Source organism: Cognatilysobacter xinjiangensis, from assembly GCF_014651995.1.
Lineage (GTDB): Bacteria > Pseudomonadota > Gammaproteobacteria > Xanthomonadales > Xanthomonadaceae > Cognatilysobacter > Cognatilysobacter xinjiangensis.
Map to the genome: position 1 here is coordinate 23,049 of NZ_BMXY01000002.1, position 15,737 is coordinate 38,785.

19 protein-coding genes are annotated in these 15,737 nt (G+C 69.1%); 14 read left to right on the forward strand and 5 right to left on the reverse strand.

Features of this window, described 5'->3' with window-relative positions; all coding sequences use genetic code 11:
* Positions 1-11: 11 nt before the first annotated feature.
* Together IE066_RS08505 and IE066_RS08510 are read right to left on the reverse strand one after the other, a co-directional pair.
* Positions 12-380: a hypothetical protein gene (locus IE066_RS08505; protein WP_189448938.1), complete on the reverse strand. Its 369-nt coding sequence runs from the start codon at positions 378-380 to the stop codon at positions 12-14.
* A gap of 214 nt (positions 381-594) precedes the next feature.
* Entirely contained in the window at positions 595-1,062 is a 468-nt protein-coding gene (locus IE066_RS08510; protein ID WP_189448940.1) for a hypothetical protein, read from the reverse strand.
* Between the two features lie 208 nt (positions 1,063-1,270).
* Here IE066_RS08510 and IE066_RS08515 point away from each other — a divergent pair, with 208 nt between their 5' ends.
* From IE066_RS08515 to IE066_RS08525, 3 genes are all read left to right on the forward strand, one after another.
* A complete protein-coding gene (locus IE066_RS08515; protein WP_189448942.1) occupies positions 1,271-1,942 on the forward strand; it encodes a PIN domain-containing protein in 672 nt (223 codons plus the stop codon).
* A gap of 216 nt (positions 1,943-2,158) precedes the next feature.
* The gene (locus IE066_RS08520; RefSeq protein WP_189448944.1) at positions 2,159-2,674 is read left to right on the forward strand and encodes a hypothetical protein; all 516 of its coding nucleotides are present in this window, start codon (positions 2,159-2,161) and stop codon (positions 2,672-2,674) included.
* Positions 2,675-2,698: 24 nt separating this feature from the next.
* On the forward strand, positions 2,699-2,842 hold the full coding sequence (locus IE066_RS08525; RefSeq protein WP_189448946.1) for a hypothetical protein: 144 nt from the start codon (positions 2,699-2,701) through the stop codon (positions 2,840-2,842).
* A gap of 121 nt (positions 2,843-2,963) precedes the next feature.
* On the opposite strand, the gene IE066_RS08530 is transcribed toward IE066_RS08525, so the two are convergent.
* Positions 2,964-3,692: a DUF3667 domain-containing protein gene (locus IE066_RS08530; RefSeq protein ID WP_189448947.1), complete on the reverse strand. Its 729-nt coding sequence runs from the start codon at positions 3,690-3,692 to the stop codon at positions 2,964-2,966.
* A 118-nt stretch (positions 3,693-3,810) separates the two neighbouring features.
* Between IE066_RS08530 and IE066_RS08535 the strand changes: the two genes are divergently transcribed.
* The 6 genes from IE066_RS08535 to IE066_RS08560 all read left to right on the forward strand — a co-directional run bounded on the left by IE066_RS08535 (position 3,811) and on the right by IE066_RS08560 (position 8,038).
* A complete protein-coding gene (locus IE066_RS08535; RefSeq protein ID WP_189449724.1) occupies positions 3,811-4,170 on the forward strand; it encodes a hypothetical protein in 360 nt (119 codons plus the stop codon).
* A complete protein-coding gene (locus IE066_RS08540; RefSeq protein WP_189448948.1) occupies positions 4,167-4,355 on the forward strand; it encodes a hypothetical protein in 189 nt (62 codons plus the stop codon). The genes IE066_RS08535 and IE066_RS08540 overlap by 4 nt, the downstream gene beginning before the upstream one ends.
* Before the next feature lie 197 nt (positions 4,356-4,552).
* Positions 4,553-5,047, forward strand: coding sequence for a hypothetical protein (locus IE066_RS08545; RefSeq protein WP_189448949.1), 495 nt, complete (start codon positions 4,553-4,555; stop codon positions 5,045-5,047).
* Positions 5,048-5,083: 36 nt separating this feature from the next.
* Positions 5,084-6,613: an XVIPCD domain-containing protein gene (locus IE066_RS08550; RefSeq protein WP_189448950.1), complete on the forward strand. Its 1,530-nt coding sequence runs from the start codon at positions 5,084-5,086 to the stop codon at positions 6,611-6,613.
* Between the two features lie 165 nt (positions 6,614-6,778).
* The gene (locus IE066_RS08555) at positions 6,779-7,060 is read left to right on the forward strand and encodes a hypothetical protein (protein WP_189448951.1); all 282 of its coding nucleotides are present in this window, start codon (positions 6,779-6,781) and stop codon (positions 7,058-7,060) included.
* Between the two features lie 216 nt (positions 7,061-7,276).
* Positions 7,277-8,038, forward strand: coding sequence for an SIMPL domain-containing protein (locus tag IE066_RS08560; protein ID WP_229790750.1), 762 nt, complete (start codon positions 7,277-7,279; stop codon positions 8,036-8,038).
* A 162-nt stretch (positions 8,039-8,200) separates the two neighbouring features.
* Here IE066_RS08560 and IE066_RS08565 read toward each other — a convergent pair whose 3' ends face one another.
* Positions 8,201-8,758, reverse strand: coding sequence for a hypothetical protein (locus IE066_RS08565; protein WP_189448952.1), 558 nt, complete (start codon positions 8,756-8,758; stop codon positions 8,201-8,203).
* A gap of 352 nt (positions 8,759-9,110) precedes the next feature.
* Here IE066_RS08565 and IE066_RS08570 point away from each other — a divergent pair, with 352 nt between their 5' ends.
* From IE066_RS08570 to IE066_RS08590, 5 genes are all read left to right on the forward strand, one after another.
* On the forward strand, positions 9,111-9,845 hold the full coding sequence (locus tag IE066_RS08570; RefSeq protein WP_189448954.1) for a hypothetical protein: 735 nt from the start codon (positions 9,111-9,113) through the stop codon (positions 9,843-9,845).
* Between the two features lie 219 nt (positions 9,846-10,064).
* On the forward strand, positions 10,065-11,609 hold the full coding sequence (locus IE066_RS08575; protein ID WP_189448955.1) for a BCCT family transporter: 1,545 nt from the start codon (positions 10,065-10,067) through the stop codon (positions 11,607-11,609).
* A gap of 245 nt (positions 11,610-11,854) precedes the next feature.
* Entirely contained in the window at positions 11,855-12,334 is a 480-nt protein-coding gene (locus IE066_RS08580) for a type IV pilin protein (protein ID WP_189448957.1), read from the forward strand.
* 4 nt (positions 12,335-12,338) lie between these two features.
* The gene (locus IE066_RS08585; protein ID WP_189448959.1) at positions 12,339-14,987 is read left to right on the forward strand and encodes a putative bifunctional diguanylate cyclase/phosphodiesterase; all 2,649 of its coding nucleotides are present in this window, start codon (positions 12,339-12,341) and stop codon (positions 14,985-14,987) included.
* A 171-nt stretch (positions 14,988-15,158) separates the two neighbouring features.
* Positions 15,159-15,470 (forward strand): hypothetical protein, encoded by a 312-nt coding sequence (locus tag IE066_RS08590; protein ID WP_189448961.1) that lies wholly within the window; start codon positions 15,159-15,161, stop codon positions 15,468-15,470.
* A gap of 5 nt (positions 15,471-15,475) precedes the next feature.
* Here IE066_RS08590 and IE066_RS08595 read toward each other — a convergent pair whose 3' ends face one another.
* Positions 15,476-15,712 carry a hypothetical protein gene (locus tag IE066_RS08595; protein WP_189448964.1) on the reverse strand — a complete coding sequence of 79 codons (237 nt, stop codon included), beginning with the start codon at positions 15,710-15,712 and terminating at the stop codon, positions 15,476-15,478.
* Positions 15,713-15,737 lie beyond the last annotated feature (25 nt).

Sequence of the window (15,737 nt, forward strand, 5' to 3'; positions counted from 1 at the left end):
GGGACGTCCTGTCAGCGGATCGGCGCGATCCGCGCCGTGCAGGCATCGAGCCTGGAACGGAAGCTCGACAGCGCGGGCGCGGCGCCCAGATCGGTGAAGTAGGGGCCGGCGGCGCGCACGTTCAGTGCCGCGATGGGTTCGGCACCGCGCCGGACCAATCGCACGCGATAGCCCATGACGTTGTCTTCGTCGAAGGTGCCGGTCTCGAACACGCCGCCGTCGGCCACCTGACGCCGATCGATGCGCAGGTTCCACTGCTCATCGGTGCGGTGAAGCTCGCGGACGGCGGCGTCCGCGCAGTCGAACAAGGCAGCGGTCGATACGTTCGCCGGGACGGCCACCGTCGCCGTCTCTTCCGGAACGCAGCCGCTCGCGGCCACGCAGGCGAGCAATACCGCGGCGCATCGCACTAGGTTCCTGACCATCGTCATCCCTGATCCGTGCAGTCGCGACGAGCTTAGGCATTGGCCGCCGCGGGGTAAACGCCATGCATGCCGTGGCGGTGCACGAAAAAGCCCCGCGGATGGGGCGTGCGGCCTCGTCCGCGGGGCTCGGTACATCAATGCCACCAGTTCCATCCGGAAGCGCGGCCGGTCACTCCGCCAGCGCGGGCTCCTTCCGGCGCCCCTGCTTCTCGAAGCGCGCCGACAGCTCGCGGCGGGCGGTCTTCAGGGCCTCGCCCTTGCCGGCCACCTTGAGCAGGGCATAGCCCTCCAGCGCCACGCCCATGATGTCGCTGCCCAGCGCCAGCTCGGTGTCGTCGCCGCGCTCGGCCAGCTGGCGCAGCTTCTCCAGCCGCGGGCGCAGCGCGTCGAGGGCGGCGAGGTCGGCCTGCGCCTCCTCCAGCCCCAGGCCCGGCGGCACCACCTGCGGGTTGTTGGCCAGCAGCCGCAGCGACTGCCGGCAGAAGGCCTCCGACTTGTCGCCCATCTTGTAGAGGTCGCGCCGCTGCTGCGCGCTCAGCGCCACGCCGCGGCCCAGCAGCGTCTCGATGGTGGCGAGCGCACCGTCGAGCGCGGCCAGGTCGTCGGCGGTGAGGTTCAGGGATACGAGGTTCTGCATCGCAATGCTCCTTGCTTTCCGTTTGCGGTCCGGGAATGGCCGGACGTCCATGCGCCACCGCGTTCCGTGCGGGGTAGTGCCGCCGCCCGGGGGCGGTGGAGCGGGGTGAGTTTCACATCGAACGAGGAGGGCGCGCCAGCGGCTCGAACGCTCGGTCGACCGGGCCCGGCCGTCGCGGCACACTCGGGGCGTCACCGGGGAGGGCGACATGGGCAAGCCGTACTACCTGATCGATTTCGAGAACGTGCGGCCTGCACTCGACCGCCTGCCGCCGGGGCAGTGCCACGTCTTGGTTTTCACGGGCGAGACGACCAAGCGCATCGACGTCGACCTTGCATTCGCCCTGCCTCGCTTCGGCGCGGACATTCAACGTGTTGCGATCAGCGGCACAGGCTCAAATGCGCTCGATTTCCACATCGCGTTCTACATCGGCCACATCGCTGCACGCGAGCCGGGCGCGTCGTTCGTCATCGTCTCGAAGGACACCGGCTTCGATCCGCTGATCCGGCACCTGAAGGACAAGGGCATCGCATGCAGGCGCATCGCCGACATTCCTGCGGCGGCCGGCACTGCGCCCGCGACCAAGGCGCCGCCGGTGGCGAAGAAGTCGAAGGCCATGACGGTGGTGGTGTTGCCGGAGCCGAATGGCGCGGCGGCGGAGCCGGTCAATGCACTTGCGGACGAACGTGCATCGAAGATCGTGCGGTGCCTCAAGAAGGCCAAACGCCCAACGAAGACATCGACGCTGGCCACGTTCATTGGCGCGACCTTCCAGCCTGCAAAGCTCGATGCCGCCGCGATCAAGGCAGTGATCGCAAGCCTGCAGAAGGCCGGAAAAGTCGCGATCGCCGGTACGAAGGTCACGTACAAACTCGGCTGAATAGATAGGCTCGAGTCGAGCTGTGAGTTGCGTGAGAGAAGCCGGCTTCCACCCATCGATCGGCCCAAGCCATCGCTGCGTTAGGATTGCGATCAACGCACGGGAACGTGCCACAGGATGCGAGGGATCGCGATGCGTAAGTACGGAAGCATGTGGGCGCTGCTGGCCGGCCTGACGGCCTGCGCCGCAGCGGGACCGGAGGGCGCTAAAACGCCCGTGGCCTCGAACGCCCGCCAGCAGGCGGTGCCCGAAAGTGCGTTGCCTGCTGATCGACGCGCGGAGCATGTCTACCGCGGTGACCTCGACGGCGATGGCGACGGCGATGCCCTGGTGGTGACAGCGCCTGCAACTGGAAATGAAGATCGCGCGCGCGGCGTCGTGCTGCTGGTGCACGAAGGCGACGACAGCTGGCGCATCGCTGCACGAAACGATCGTGCCGTTCCCTGCTCGAGCTGCGGCGGCGCCATGGGTGACCCGCTGGCGGGCGTCGACATCGTGCCGGGCGGCTTCGTGCTCCGCTTCGAGGGCGGCTCGCGCGAGCTCTGGTCCGTGGCCTACCGCTTCCGCCACGAATCCGCGCGTGCGCGATGGGTGCTCGATGCCGTCGATCGCAGGGTGCTCGACCGCGCAACGGGCGAGGCGAAGCAGGCGCACGTCGGGCCTGCCGACACCCGGCAGCTCGACTTCGCCGAGTTCGACCCCGACGACGAGGCGCTCGCGCCGATCGATTGACCACCGGAGACAAAGGACGTCCCCATGCCCAACACCAACGAACTTGCGATGCTCCAGGCGGCCCGCGCCGCAGGCATCACCTCCCGCGACGAACTGGATGCGGCAGCCATCGCGCACACGCAGGCCATGAACATCGGGCCGGGCGCGCCGCAGCATCGGGTGACCTGAGCCGGCCTGCAGCGGCGACTACAGTTGCACGTCGTATTCGGGAGAAACAGGGGGCAGTGTGCGATTTCCTGACCGGCACGTGACAGTGTCGCTGGAGTCTTTCCGTGCCTGTGGTGCCGACTCAGTGCATCGTCGCCACGGTATACGTGATGACGCCCACGATAATCACCATATAGCCGACGAAAACGCTCACGCCGACCGCCAGCAGCAGCTTCAGCACGTTCACGACCCTGCCCCCGAAGAGGCGCAGCCCGAGCCAGATCGGCACGATCACCTGGAGTGCGAAGCCGGAGTACTGCGCGAACGTCCACGCATGGGCAGCGTAGACGATCGGGCTGACGCCGATCGCATACACGAAGAGATACGTGCCGACGGCATAGAACGCGAACGCGAACGCTTCGGCGAGGTTGAAGCGCGCGCTGCGAAACAGCAGCCATACCGACAGTGCCAACGGGACGGCCAGCAGGAAGCTCGTGACCGCGCTGCGCTGCGTCACGGCGAAGATGTTCTCCATATAGGCCTGGACGAAGCCGTCCGGCATGCCCGCCGGCGTGACCGTCGTCATCTGCGCGCGCATCCAGCTCACGTACGCCTTCTGGTACGTACTGAAGGCGATCAGCGACGCGGCGGCCGCCATCAGTCCGTACGCGATGGGATTGGTGTACTCCCGACGGCGGGTTCCGTCGAAGTAGCCGCGCAGCAGCGACCCGGGGCGGACGAGCAGATCGACGAACGTGTGCAGAAGGCCCTTCTCCAGGTGCAGATAGTGCTGCAGCTCGTGGACGAAGAAGCGGAAGCTAAGGCGCTCGGGGTGCGCGCCCGCGGGGGCGCCATGCGACACGGAATCCATCGTGTTTTCCATCGGGAACAAGTGACCCATGCGTTGCGCCCGCGAGGGCCGGTCGAGTCTAGCTCAATGCATGAGGTACCCCGGGTCGCCGCCCGGTACACGGCCGGAGTAGAAGGTCATGCATCGCGCCATGTCCTTGTTCGGACCACGGACGGACGGGCGGTCGCCCGGGCCGGGCGCTGGCGGCACACTCGGGACGCCACCGGGGAGGGCGATCGGTCACATTTCCGCGCGCGAGCCGGGCGCGTCGTTCGTCATCGTCTCGAAGGACACCGGCTTCGATCCGCTGATCCGGCACCTGAAGGACAGGGGTATCGCGTGCAGGCGCATCGCCGACATTCCCGCTCCGCCAGGCGCGACGCCCGCGATCAAGGCGCCGCCGGTGGCGAAGAAGTCGAAGGCGCTAACAGTGGTTGTACTGCCGGAACCCAACGGCGCGGCGGCGAAGTCGATACGGTCACGGATGAGCGTGCATTGAAGATCGTGGGCTATCTCAAGAAAAGCACGCGCTCGACGAAGACCTCCACGTTGGCCGCCTTCATCGGCGCGCACTTCCAACCCGCGAAGCTCGACGCCGCCGCGATCAAGGCAGTGATTGCCAGCCTGCAGAAGGCGGGCAAGATCGCGATCGCCGGAACGAAGGTGACCTATGCCCTTCGATGACCGACACGCTCGCTGAAAGACAGGCCAGTGTCGAATTGAACTCTGGTTGCAGGCGGCATGAGCCGGCCGCCCTGCGGAGAACCCCAATTCAAGTAATGACTTGGCGCGGCGGGCCGCAGCCCTGATGATTGAGGCACGACGATATACCCGTCATCGCGTATGGAGGCGCAATGCATCACTCAGCTCGTTTTCTCGCCTTGGCCCTCATGACCGCTGCATGCGCGCAGGGCTGCGCATCGGTGAATGCCGACGGTTCTGCACCCGAAGCGGCGCGCTTCGCTGGCGCCTGGAAGGTCGACTGGTGCGACGCCGGCCAACGCGACACGGACTGCGCGACGTTTACCGCCTATCTCGTGCAGGACGGTGACCGTGTCTGCGGAACGCATTACGGCGCGGACGCCCGGCAGAATCGGATGGATGAAGGCGGGATGCCGTCCATCGTCGGCAGCGCGAAGGGCGACACCGCCACGGTGGAGATCCGCAGCGGCCGCAACCACAGCCTGACCCGCGCCCGCCTCGATGCCTCATCCGGTGCCATCCGCTGGACGACGCTGGATATTCCGGAGGCCGCAACCAACGGCGAGCCTGCGTTCGTTCCGGATCGCGATCAGCTGCGCAAGGTCGACGATGCCGCCAGCCGCGAGGTCCTCGCTCAGGTCCGCGACGCGTGCCGCCGGTCGGCGGAACCCTGATTCGTGTAACCACGCTCACCCGTCAAGGAGGACGACATGCCCTACAACGAAGACACGTACGTCTACGACCCGCTCGATCGACAGACGTTCGAGGCCATTGCCTACAACGCCATCGGCCGTGGCAGCGAAACGAATACCTATCCCGCCTACAGGCTGACGCACAGCAGTGGCCAGTCCGGCTGGTCGGTCGGCTTCATGCAGTGGGACTTCGGCCAGCGGGGCCGTGGGCACAAGGTTCCTGAACTGCTCGACGGTTATCAGGCCTCGGCACCGCCGGGCGAGCGATTCACGACCGCGGAAATCGCATCGCTGACGCGGCGCCTGCAAACCGCCGGGCAACAGGGCAATGCCCTTACCGCGGTGGAACGGAGCCGGCTCGACGGCTATCTGCGTTCAGATGCGGGTCGCGCCTTCGTCAACGGGCTCGATCAGGAGCAGATCGCCTACAAGTGGGACAACGTCGGGCGACCGCTCTCCGAGATCGACTGGCTCCAACGCATGCGGCGCGACGATCCCGAGCAGGCGGCCGAGATCGTCGCCATGACCGCGAAACGGTTCAATCAGGGCGAAGCGCGGGGCCGCGAGATGATCCGGCACCTGCAAGGCGGGGAAACGACGGCGACGGAACTCGCCACGTGGGTCGACACCGTCAGCGCACGCGCCCCCGCCAATCGCGCCGCGCTCATTTCGGGGCGGGACAACGCTCTCACGGCGGTGCGCCTGCTCAATGATCTCGAGACCGGCGACGGAGCGATCAGCCGCGCGTGGCGACAGGAAATCCACGGCAACGGAAACGTCGGGCTCTCCGACCGCTTCAGCACAGAGCCCGATGTGCAGTTGTTGGACGCGGTGATGCGCAACCCCGCGGCTGGCCGATCGATCCTGCAAGCGGTCGAAAGCGGCGCACGCCCGGGTCGAGTGCTCATCACCGGCATCAACGAATCCGCACGCGCCGAAATGGCGCGCGTCGAGCTGTCCGCCGCCGGGGAACTGAGCGTGCAGGCGCCGGGCGGGCCTCGCTCGGTTCTCACCGAAGAAGGTTGGGAAGCACGTCCCCAACGGCAACGTGAGCAGCGGCCCACGCGCAACGTGCCCGCTGGGCAGGCGGTGGACGGCGCTCCAGCGGGAGAGGCCCCGCATCCGCCTGCCGGGCAGGCGCCGCGTGCACACCTGAGCCGCGAGGATGCCGCGTTGCTCGATCAGGTTCGGGACGGCGTGGCGCGGTTGGACAGGGCGCACGGCCGGCAGCCCGATGCGCGCAGCGAATCCATGTCCTATGCCTTGTTGGGATTGGCGAAGGCGAATGGCCTTACATCGGTGGACCACGTCGTCGTCAGCACCGAGGGCCCGAACGTCCGCCGCGGCGAGCATGTGTTTGTCGTGCAAGGCGGTCTGAGCGACCCGGCGAACCGCGTGGCCCACATGAAGACCGCAGACGCCATGCAGGCGGAACCGATCGAGGTGCTCAAGCGTTTGGAAGCGCTCGATCCCGCAGCGAGACAAACGCAACAGCTGGCAGAGCAGCAGAGACAAGCGCAGGCACCGCACGCGCACCGAATTGGGTGACGCTGGACGAGATGCGCACATGGCCTTCGCGGTCTCTTTACCGCTTGCCTCGATATCGTGCCGACTCATTCGATGCGATGCGCATGTCGAACTGCACTCCGGCCTGCCCTGCATCGCCACGCCGGGTCGCATCGAGTATCCGTAGCCAGAAAAGGAATTGTCCCCATGCGCAAGGCTTCGTCGTGGTTCTCCAGTTCGTTGTCGGCCGCTGTTCTCGGTGCCGCGTTCCTGCTGCCCGCGGCGGCACAGGCCGCCTGCCCGGGCTTGGGTGCCACGAAGCTGTACGGCGACTGCTCGCCGCGTGGCAGCTATTGCGAGAAGCACGTGGTCGTCGGCCTGACGAACGACTTCTACGGGCGCAAGGGCTACGTCGCCGACATCTACCGTCGCAATAACCAGGGCTGGTACTTCGTCACCTCGATGACGGCCGTCTGCAGCGCCTGGTGACCTGTAGGTCGGGCGGGGCCGAGCGCACTCGTTGCTCGGCCTGTTCGGCAGCAGGAACAATCGACTTCGTCGGAAACAGGGTCTTGGGAAAGGACCAGGCGGCCGTTTCCGGAGCCAGCGCCGCAAGGTCGCACCCGGCCGCACGCGCATCGCGCAGCGTGACCCCATCTCGCCGGCCCGGTCGTTGAAGATTCGACCTAAAGCGAGAAACGTTCCATGCCCAGCCACCGTCACTTCATGTCGTCCGCCCCGCTGCGCTCCGGCGGCCTTCTGGCGCTGCTGCTGCTCGCTACTGCAGGCTGCACTCGACAGTCCTCGCCGGGGCAGTCCGAGTCGTCCGGCGGCACACTGGTGACCGTCTCCGCGCAGGCCGAGGCGCGGCAGGCACCGGACATGGCGATGCTCTCGACCGGGGTGGTGTCGCTGGCGCCCGATGCGAACAGCGCGATACGCCGCAACGCGGAGCAGATGGCGCGGGTGGTGGCGTCGATCGAAGGCGCCGGCATCGCCGCGAAGGACGTGCAGACCAGTGGCGTCAGCCTCAACCCCGACTACGCCTACGTCGCCAACCGCCCGCCGCGCATCAAGGGCTACTACGCGTCCAATACGGTGAACGTCACCGTGCGCGACATCGGGCGGCTGGGCGAGATCCTCGACGCGCTGGTGGCCACGGGCGCCAACCAGATCAACGGGCCGATGTTCGACATCGAGGACAAGGACGCGGTGCTCGACAAGGCGCGCGAGAAGGCGCTGGCCAAGGCCCGTGCCCGCGCCGATGCGTACGCGAAGCGCCTGGGCCTGCGGGTGACGCGCATCGTCAGCATCGACGAGACGGGCGGCCGCGGTGTCCCGCAGCCCATGCTCGGCCGCGGCGCGATCGTCGAGCAGGCGGCGGCCGCCGACGCGAGCGCGCCGATCGCGCCCGGCGAGAACGTGCTCTCCGTGACGCTGGACGTGGTCTACGAGCTCGAGAAGTAGGACTGGCCGGTCCCTCACACGTGCCTACAAGCCCCGTTGCGACGCGCCTCGGGCGGCAGCGGGAAACGCCGGTCGGCGTCGTGGTCGCGGGGAAAGACGTCGCAGCGGCTTCCCGCTTTCGGGAAGCTCGAATGCGCTACCTGCATCCGTCGCCGGCCGTACCTACCGGCCCGCACGCCGCACCACGTATCGCACCATTCGCCACGGCCCGAACCAGATCGCGGCCGACGCGAGGGCGATGGCAGCGCCGATGATCGTCGGGATCAGCGCGCCGAAGGTGTAGGCCATGCCCAGCGCGAAGCCCAGCAGGTACTCGATGCGGTAGACACGCACGAACAGGCCGGACAGCGCGATGCCGAGCAGCACGTAGCCGGCGATGTCGCTGCGGCCGGCGGCGAAGGCGGCCGACATCGCGATGCCTGCGCACATTGCCGCGGCCAGTCGCAGCAGTGCTGCAGGCTGCAGGCGCCAGCTGCCGCCCGAGGAATGCACTAGCCGGGCCGATGCGAACCATGCGATCGCGGGCAGCACCAGAAGGCCCCAGCCGTTCCACATCGCGGGCATCGACGGGTCGCCCAGCATGTGGTGGCTCACGATGCCGCCGTGGGTCGCCTCCCACGCCAGATGCGCGGCTTCCGCGATCGCAACGACGGCGGTGACCGCGAGGCGGCCCGCGATGGGCGCGGGAACGCGGACAGGGTCTTGGGCGAGGGCGTGCATGGTCGGCTCCGATGCGTGCGCAGCGCACGTGCACTGCGATCCTGCAGCGTTGTACGCGGCGCGACGCGGAACGGCCTGTGCCGGAAGCCGGGGCCGCGCTCGGCTCGCCTTCGTGCACCACGATGTCCTGCGTAGACGGCTACGTCAGCTGCATGAGCAGAACCGGCGTTCCGATAGCTGGCAAGGATCGATGAGCTGCCGCCACGAGCTCAAGCCGGCGTCGCCCGGGCGGATTGCACCGAAATCGATGTCGACGTCCGGGCCCGCGACGCCTTCGCAGCGGCCGACCGTCGGTCGCCAGCGACCCGCCAATGCGTGCCTAGACTCGTCCGAACCGCAACGGAGCAGATGCATGGCGACCCTGGTGATCACGCCGGCGGCAGTGTCGGCGGAGCGGCGCTTCTACTCGGGAATGGCGCTGGCGATCCTGCTGGCGGTGCTCGTCGGCTTCTCGCGCACCTTCTTCCTGCGCCCGCTGTTTCCCGACGCGGCATCGCCCCACGAGACGATCTTCTACGTGCACGGCGCGGTCGCCACCGCGTGGCTGCTGCTGTTCGTCGTGCAGACGCGGCTGGTGGCGACGGGCCGCACGCGCCTTCACCGGCGCATGGGCGTGTTCGGTGCGGGGCTGGCCGCGCTGATGGTGGTGCTCGGCCTATGGGGCGCGCTGACCGCGGCATCGCGTGCCACCGGCTTCGTCGGCGTCCCCGTGCCGCCGCTGCGTTTCCTCGTCGTACCGCTGTTCGACGTCGCGCTGTTCGGGCTGTTCGTCGCGCTCGCGATCGTGCGTCGCCGCGACCTGCCCGCGCACAAGCGCTGGATGCTGCTCGGCACGATCAACTTTTTGCCGGCCGCGATCGCGCGCTGGCCCGGCGTGGCCGGTGGCGGGCCGCTCGCCTTCCTCGCGCTCACCGACCTCTTCATCGTCGCGCTCGCCCTGCACGACCTGCGCTCGCGCCGCCGCCTGCACCCGGTGACGCTCGGGGGCGGCCTGCTGCTGATCGCCTCGCAGCCGGGGCGCCTCGCACTGTCGGGCACCGATGCATGGCTCGCGTTCGCGCAGTGGGCGACGCGCGGGGTCGCATAGCGGAGGCTGCACGCTCGACGCCAACGGGCCTCAAGCGATGTGCTGAAACGCGCTCGGAAACGGGGCCGCCACGCACAGGCGCCGATGGGGGCGTGCGAGGGCCGGGCACGTCGATTCACCGTTGCAGCGATCTCGCATGCCACGCAACCTGAAGTTCGGCTCACGTTCCACGCATGACGGCTTCCCTAACCTTGCGACAGGTTGGAATGGGACGCTCGCATGGTCTTCCGCGTATCCGTGGTGCTGCTCGCGCTCCTTGTCGTCTCCGCGATCGCTGCACCCGAAGCATTCGGCGACGCCAGCACGCGGCTGCAGGCGCTGACGCTCGGATGGGCCGGCTGGCTGTATCTGGTGATCGTGTTCGCCGTGCTGGTGTTCCTGCTGTGGGTCGGCCTCGGGCGGCTGGGGACGCTGCGCATCGGCGGCGAGGATGCCGAGCCGCATTTCTCGGCAGGCAGCTGGTTCGCGATGCTGTTCTCGGCCGGTATGGGCATCGGGGTGGTGTTCTGGGGCGCGGCCGAGCCGCTGTCGCACTTCCTCGCGCCGCCGGAGGGCCTCACGGCGGCGACGCCCGAGGCCGCGGCGGCGGCGATGCGCTACAGCTTCTTCCACTGGGGCCTGCACCCGTGGGCGATCTACGCACTGATGGGCCTGGGCATCGCGTGGTTCCAGCACAACCGCGGGCGACGCGGGCTGGCCAGCGACCTGCTCGAGCCGCTGGCGGGACGGCATGGCGGCGCGACGCGCATCGTCGACATCTTCGCCGTGGTCGCGACCGCGATCGGCGTGGCGACCACGCTCGGGCTGGGCGCCGCGCAGATCGCCGCCGGCCTCGGCGACCTCACCGGCGTGCCCACCGGCGTGTCGACGCAGATCGCTGTGATCGCCGTCGCCTTCGTGCTGTACATGGCGTCGTCGGCGAGTGGCCTGTCGCGCGGCATCAAGTGGCTTTCGAACATCAACCTCGCCGCGGCCTTGCTCGCGCTCGTGCTGGTACTCGGCCCCACCGCCTTCCTGTTCGAGACGCTGACCACGACACTGGGCAGCTATCTCGACGCGCTGCCGCGCATGAGCCTGCGCATGACGCCGTTCTCGCAGCGTACCTGGGTGGGCGAGTGGACCGTCTTCTACTGGGCCTGTTGGATCTCGTGGGCGCCGTTCGTGGGCGCATTCTTCGCACGCATCTCCTACGGCCGCACCGTGCGCCAGTTCGTCGCAGGCGTGGTGCTCGCGCCGGCGATGGTGAGCTTCCTGTGGTTCGCGACCTTCGGCGGCACCGCGCTTCACCAGCAGATGTTCGGCGGAGTGGACCTCGCCGGCGCGTTGTCAGCCGGCTACGAGCACGTGCTGTTCGCGATGTTCGATGGCATGCCAGCGACGACCCTGCTGTCCTGGGCCGCGGTAGTGCTGCTGGCGGGCTTCTTCGTGACCTCCGCCGATTCCGCGACGCTGGTGCTGGCGCAGATGTCGAGCGGGCACGCGGGCGACCCCGGCTTCGCCCGCAAGCTCACCTGGGGTTTGCTTCAGGCCGCAATCGCCGCGGCCCTGCTGCTGGCCGGCGGGCTGGAGGCGCTGCAGGCTGTGGTGATCGTCGCGGCGCTGCCGTTCGCGCTGTTGCTGGTAGCGGTGATCGTCTCCCTGCACCGCGCGCTCGCGGATGACCTCATCGCGCGCGACCGCGAGGCCCGCGAGTTGCTGAGCGCGGAACGGCGATGGCTGGCGCGGGAGCGCGCGGCGCCGGAGAGCCCTCGCGAAAAGCCCTGACTGTCGAAACAGGCTGGCTACTCCCGGTAGCGTCTTCCGCTCCAACCTCAAGTCGCCGGCCCGGATGCCGATACCCACCTCTAGAGCCTCGAACGTGGGACGCCGGGCACGAACAGGCCCGATGGCCCATGACCCGGGGGGCGGGGTAAGGCAGGATGGCCGGCAGCATTGCGAATGGGCGTCGATGCCTTCACGGCGCGGCAGGCGGGATGCCTGCCCACGACGGCGGATCTTCCGGAGGCGACATGACGCGTGGTCCGCAGCACCCCAAGCTTTCGCGCCGCGGCGGCTGGACGCTGCTCGAGCTGATGCTAGGCCTTGCGGTGATGGGTGTGTTGACCATGATCGCCAGCAGTGCATATACGTCGGCGGTCGAAAAGGGACGAGTAGGGAAGGCGAAGGCCGACATCGCAGAGTTCGATGTGTTGATCGAGCGCTACCTCACCGTTCACCGTGACTATCCCACGTCGCTTGACCAGTTCAATTACGACGGACGCCTCGACCCCTGGGGGAATCCCTACCACTACACGTTGCTGGCCGGCATCAAAGGCAGCAAGGGCAGTGCGCGCAAGGACCACAAGCTCAATCCGCTCAATTCCGACTTCGACCTGTTCAGCGCGGGCCGCAACGGCGTGTTCAAGACGCAGATCAGCCAGAAGGACAGCCTGGACGACGTGATCCGCGCACGCGCCGGCAGCTACATCGGGCTGGCCGAGGACTTCTGACCGCATGGGCAGGCCCGCGGGGCTCCGCATCGAAGGCACGTGGCTGAGAAGCCGGCTGGCGCGGCGCATCTTCCTGATGTTCTGCGCGATGGCCTTCGTGCCGGCGGTGCTGGTGTTCTGGCTGACCTGGCGGCAGGCCGATCGCGTCGTCGACAGCTCGGAGCAGCGCAGCCTGCGGGCCGAAACGCGCTTCGTCGCATTCACGCTGCTGAGCCGCCTGCAGACGGCGGAAGCGCTGCTGGCGCGCATCGCCGTGTCAGACAGCAGCACCTTGCCCGACGACGTGCGCGTGTTCGATGCGGTCACGCATCGCGCACAGGCCGCGGGTGTCGACGCGGCCACGCAGCCGCGCCTGCGCGTATGGACCGATCCCGCCACGCGCCTCACCCGCGTGGTGCTGCGGGCGGTGCGCACCGATGCCGACGGTTCGATACGCATCTCCGAAGGCGTGCTGTCGCCGCACTACCTGTGGCACCCCGACGAGGACGTCGTCGAGGGCACGCGCGTCTGCGTGCATGCGGGTGGGCAGTCGCTGGGCTGCGCCGGTAGCGTCGATGCCCCGGCGCGCATGCTGCGGGCTTCCTGGGACCTCGACCTGCACCAGTTCGGCGCGCAGCCGTGGCGCTTCGACGCGGTGCGCGAATCGACGTCGAACGCCGCCACGCGCCTGTACGCCTTCGCGCTGCTGGCCGCCGGCGTCCTGCTGATGGCGATGCTGATGAGCCTGGTGCAGATACGCCGCACGCTGGTGCCGCTGGAAGCGCTGATCGATCGCATCCGCACCTTCTCCGGCTCGCGTGCGTCGACGCCGCGTCGGCCCCCCGACGAACTCGCGGCCCTGTCGGCCACCTTCGACGAGATGCAGCAGCGCATCGGCGGGCAGCTCGCGCGGCTGCACGGGCTGTCGGAGGTGGACAGCGGCATCGTCTCGCGCGAAGCGCTGGACGAGCTGCTCGCGCGTGTCGCCGGGCAATTGCGCGCGCTGCCCGGCATCGCCGACGCGGCGATCGTGGTCGAGCCCTCGGCCGGCAACGCGCCCGGCGTGCATCCGGCCGATGCGCCGGGCCGCGTCCTGGATCGCGAGCGCGTGGTGCGCCTGCTCGCCGATGCCGCGGCCGATCCCCACGATGGGCACTGGCACCGCGTCCCGCACGAGGGCAAGGACGGCATCGACGCGCGTGCGCACCGCCTGCGCATCGGTGCACCGCACGAGCCGCAGGCGCTGGTGCTCCTCGTCGCCGACGACGCGCACGGGCCCGAGGCCGAAACCCTTGACGCCGCGCGCCAGCTCGCCGACCGCGTCGCGATCGCGCTGGCACTCGAGGCGCGCGAGCGCCGGCTGGTGCACCAGTCCCGGCACGACGCGCTGACCGGGCTGCCGAACCGGCTCGCCGCCACCGAAACGCTGGATGCGGCGATCGCGACGGCGGGCGGCGCATTCGCGGTGGTGTTCATGGACCTCGACCGCTTCAAGTCCGTCAACGATGGCCTCGGCCATGCGCTGGGCGATGGTCTGCTGGTGGAAGTGGCCGCGCGTCTGCGCGGCGCGCTGCGGCCGGGCGACATGGTGGCGCGCTTCGGCGGCGACGAATTCGTGCTGCTGCTGCATGCCGTCGAACATGCCGAGCAGCTCGACGCGATCCGTGCGCGCATCGACGAGGCCTTCGCGTTGCCCGTCTCGCTGGGCGACCACGTGATGTCGGTGCGCTACAGCGCGGGCGTCGCCTTCCATCCCGCCGACGGCACTAGCGCGCACGACCTCGTGCGCAAGGCCGACGTGGCGATGTATCGCGCCAAGCAGGACGGCGGCGGGCGTTTCGCGCTGTATTCCGACGGCATGAACGAGGCCGCGCGCGAGGAGGTCGAGCTGGTGGCCGCGCTGCGCATCGCGCTCGCCGCCGACGCGCTCGACGTGCATTACCAGCCGCGCATCGACGCGCGCGACGGCGGCTGGGCCGGCATGGAGGCGCTGGTGCGCTGGCAGCATCCGCAGCGTGGCTGGATCCCGCCCGCGCGCTTCGTGCCGCTGGCCGAGCGCCATGGCCTGATCGACGCGCTCGGCGCCTTCGTGCTGCGTGCCACCTGCCGGCGCATCGCCGCGTGGCGCGCGCAGGGCCTGGAGCCCGGCCGCGTCGCGGTCAACGTATCCAGTGAGCAATTGCGCGCGGGCACGCTGGTCGACGAGATCGGCCGCGTGCTGCAGGAGACCGGCGTGGGCTGGTCCGACCTCGAGATCGAGATCACCGAATCGCTGCTGATCGCGGACGTCGACGGCAGCGCGCGCCAGTTGCAGGCGCTGCGCGAGCGCGGCGTGTCGGTGGCGATCGACGACTTCGGCACCGGCTACAGCGCGCTCGCCTACCTCGCGCGCCTGCCGCTGGACACCATCAAGATCGACCGTGCGTTCGTGATCGCGCTGGACGAGCCGGGTACGGCGCCCGTGGTGCGCTCGATCCTCGCGCTCGCCTCGACGCTGGGCAAGCACGTGGTGACCGAGGGCGTGGAGACGCAGTCGCAGCTGCACGTGATGCAGGGCTGGGGCTGCGATGTCTTCCAGGGCTACCTGTTCCATCGCCCGATGCCCGCGGACGACATTCGCGACCTGCTGGTCGCGCGCCGTGCCGGGGCGGCGGCGCTTCCGTCGGGCGACTGAGCGGCAGAATCCGGCCGCGTGTCGTGGCCCCCGGGCAACTCGAGTTCGGCAGGCGGCAGCCGTATCACCCGCGCTCCCCACCGAGGATGCCGGCACGCACGCCAAGCGGCCGTGCGCGACCGCGCGGCTTCCGGCTAGCATCAGGCTTCTTTCCACGGCGCATGGAACGCCATGAGGGACGAAGCCGGCATCGGCAATGGACGGGATCGCGGCGAGGTCGAGATCGCGCTGGCGCGGTTCGCGCTGATGCTGGCGCGGCCCGTGGACGCCGGCGGCGCGCCGATGGATGCGGCATCGATCGTGCAGGCCGCGCACGCGCTCGCGGCGCGTGTCGAACCGGCCGAGGGTGCGGCGATGCTCGAACGGCTGTGCACGATCGCGCGTTCGCTCGCCGGCGTGAAGATCGACGTCGATGGGGGCGCCAGCCACGCGCTGTCATGGCAGGTCGGCGCGGGCGTCTCCCGTCAGCCCTCGCTGCGCTAGCCGCCTCAGCCGATGACCTGGATCTCCGAGATCAGCTGCGCGACGAACTCGCGCGGCACCACGGCCGCCTTCGCGCGCCGCAACGGGTAGCCCAGGCGCTGCGACCCGCGCACGTCGTCCAGCAGCGCGCGGCCGACGTAGCAGCCGTCGCGCGGCAGCGCGCGCCGGTCGTCGGGACATGCGTGCACCAGCATGTGGCCGTCGACGCGGCGATAGACCTCTACGGGGACCGGCTCGGCCACCGGTGTGCGTCGCTGCGCAACACGC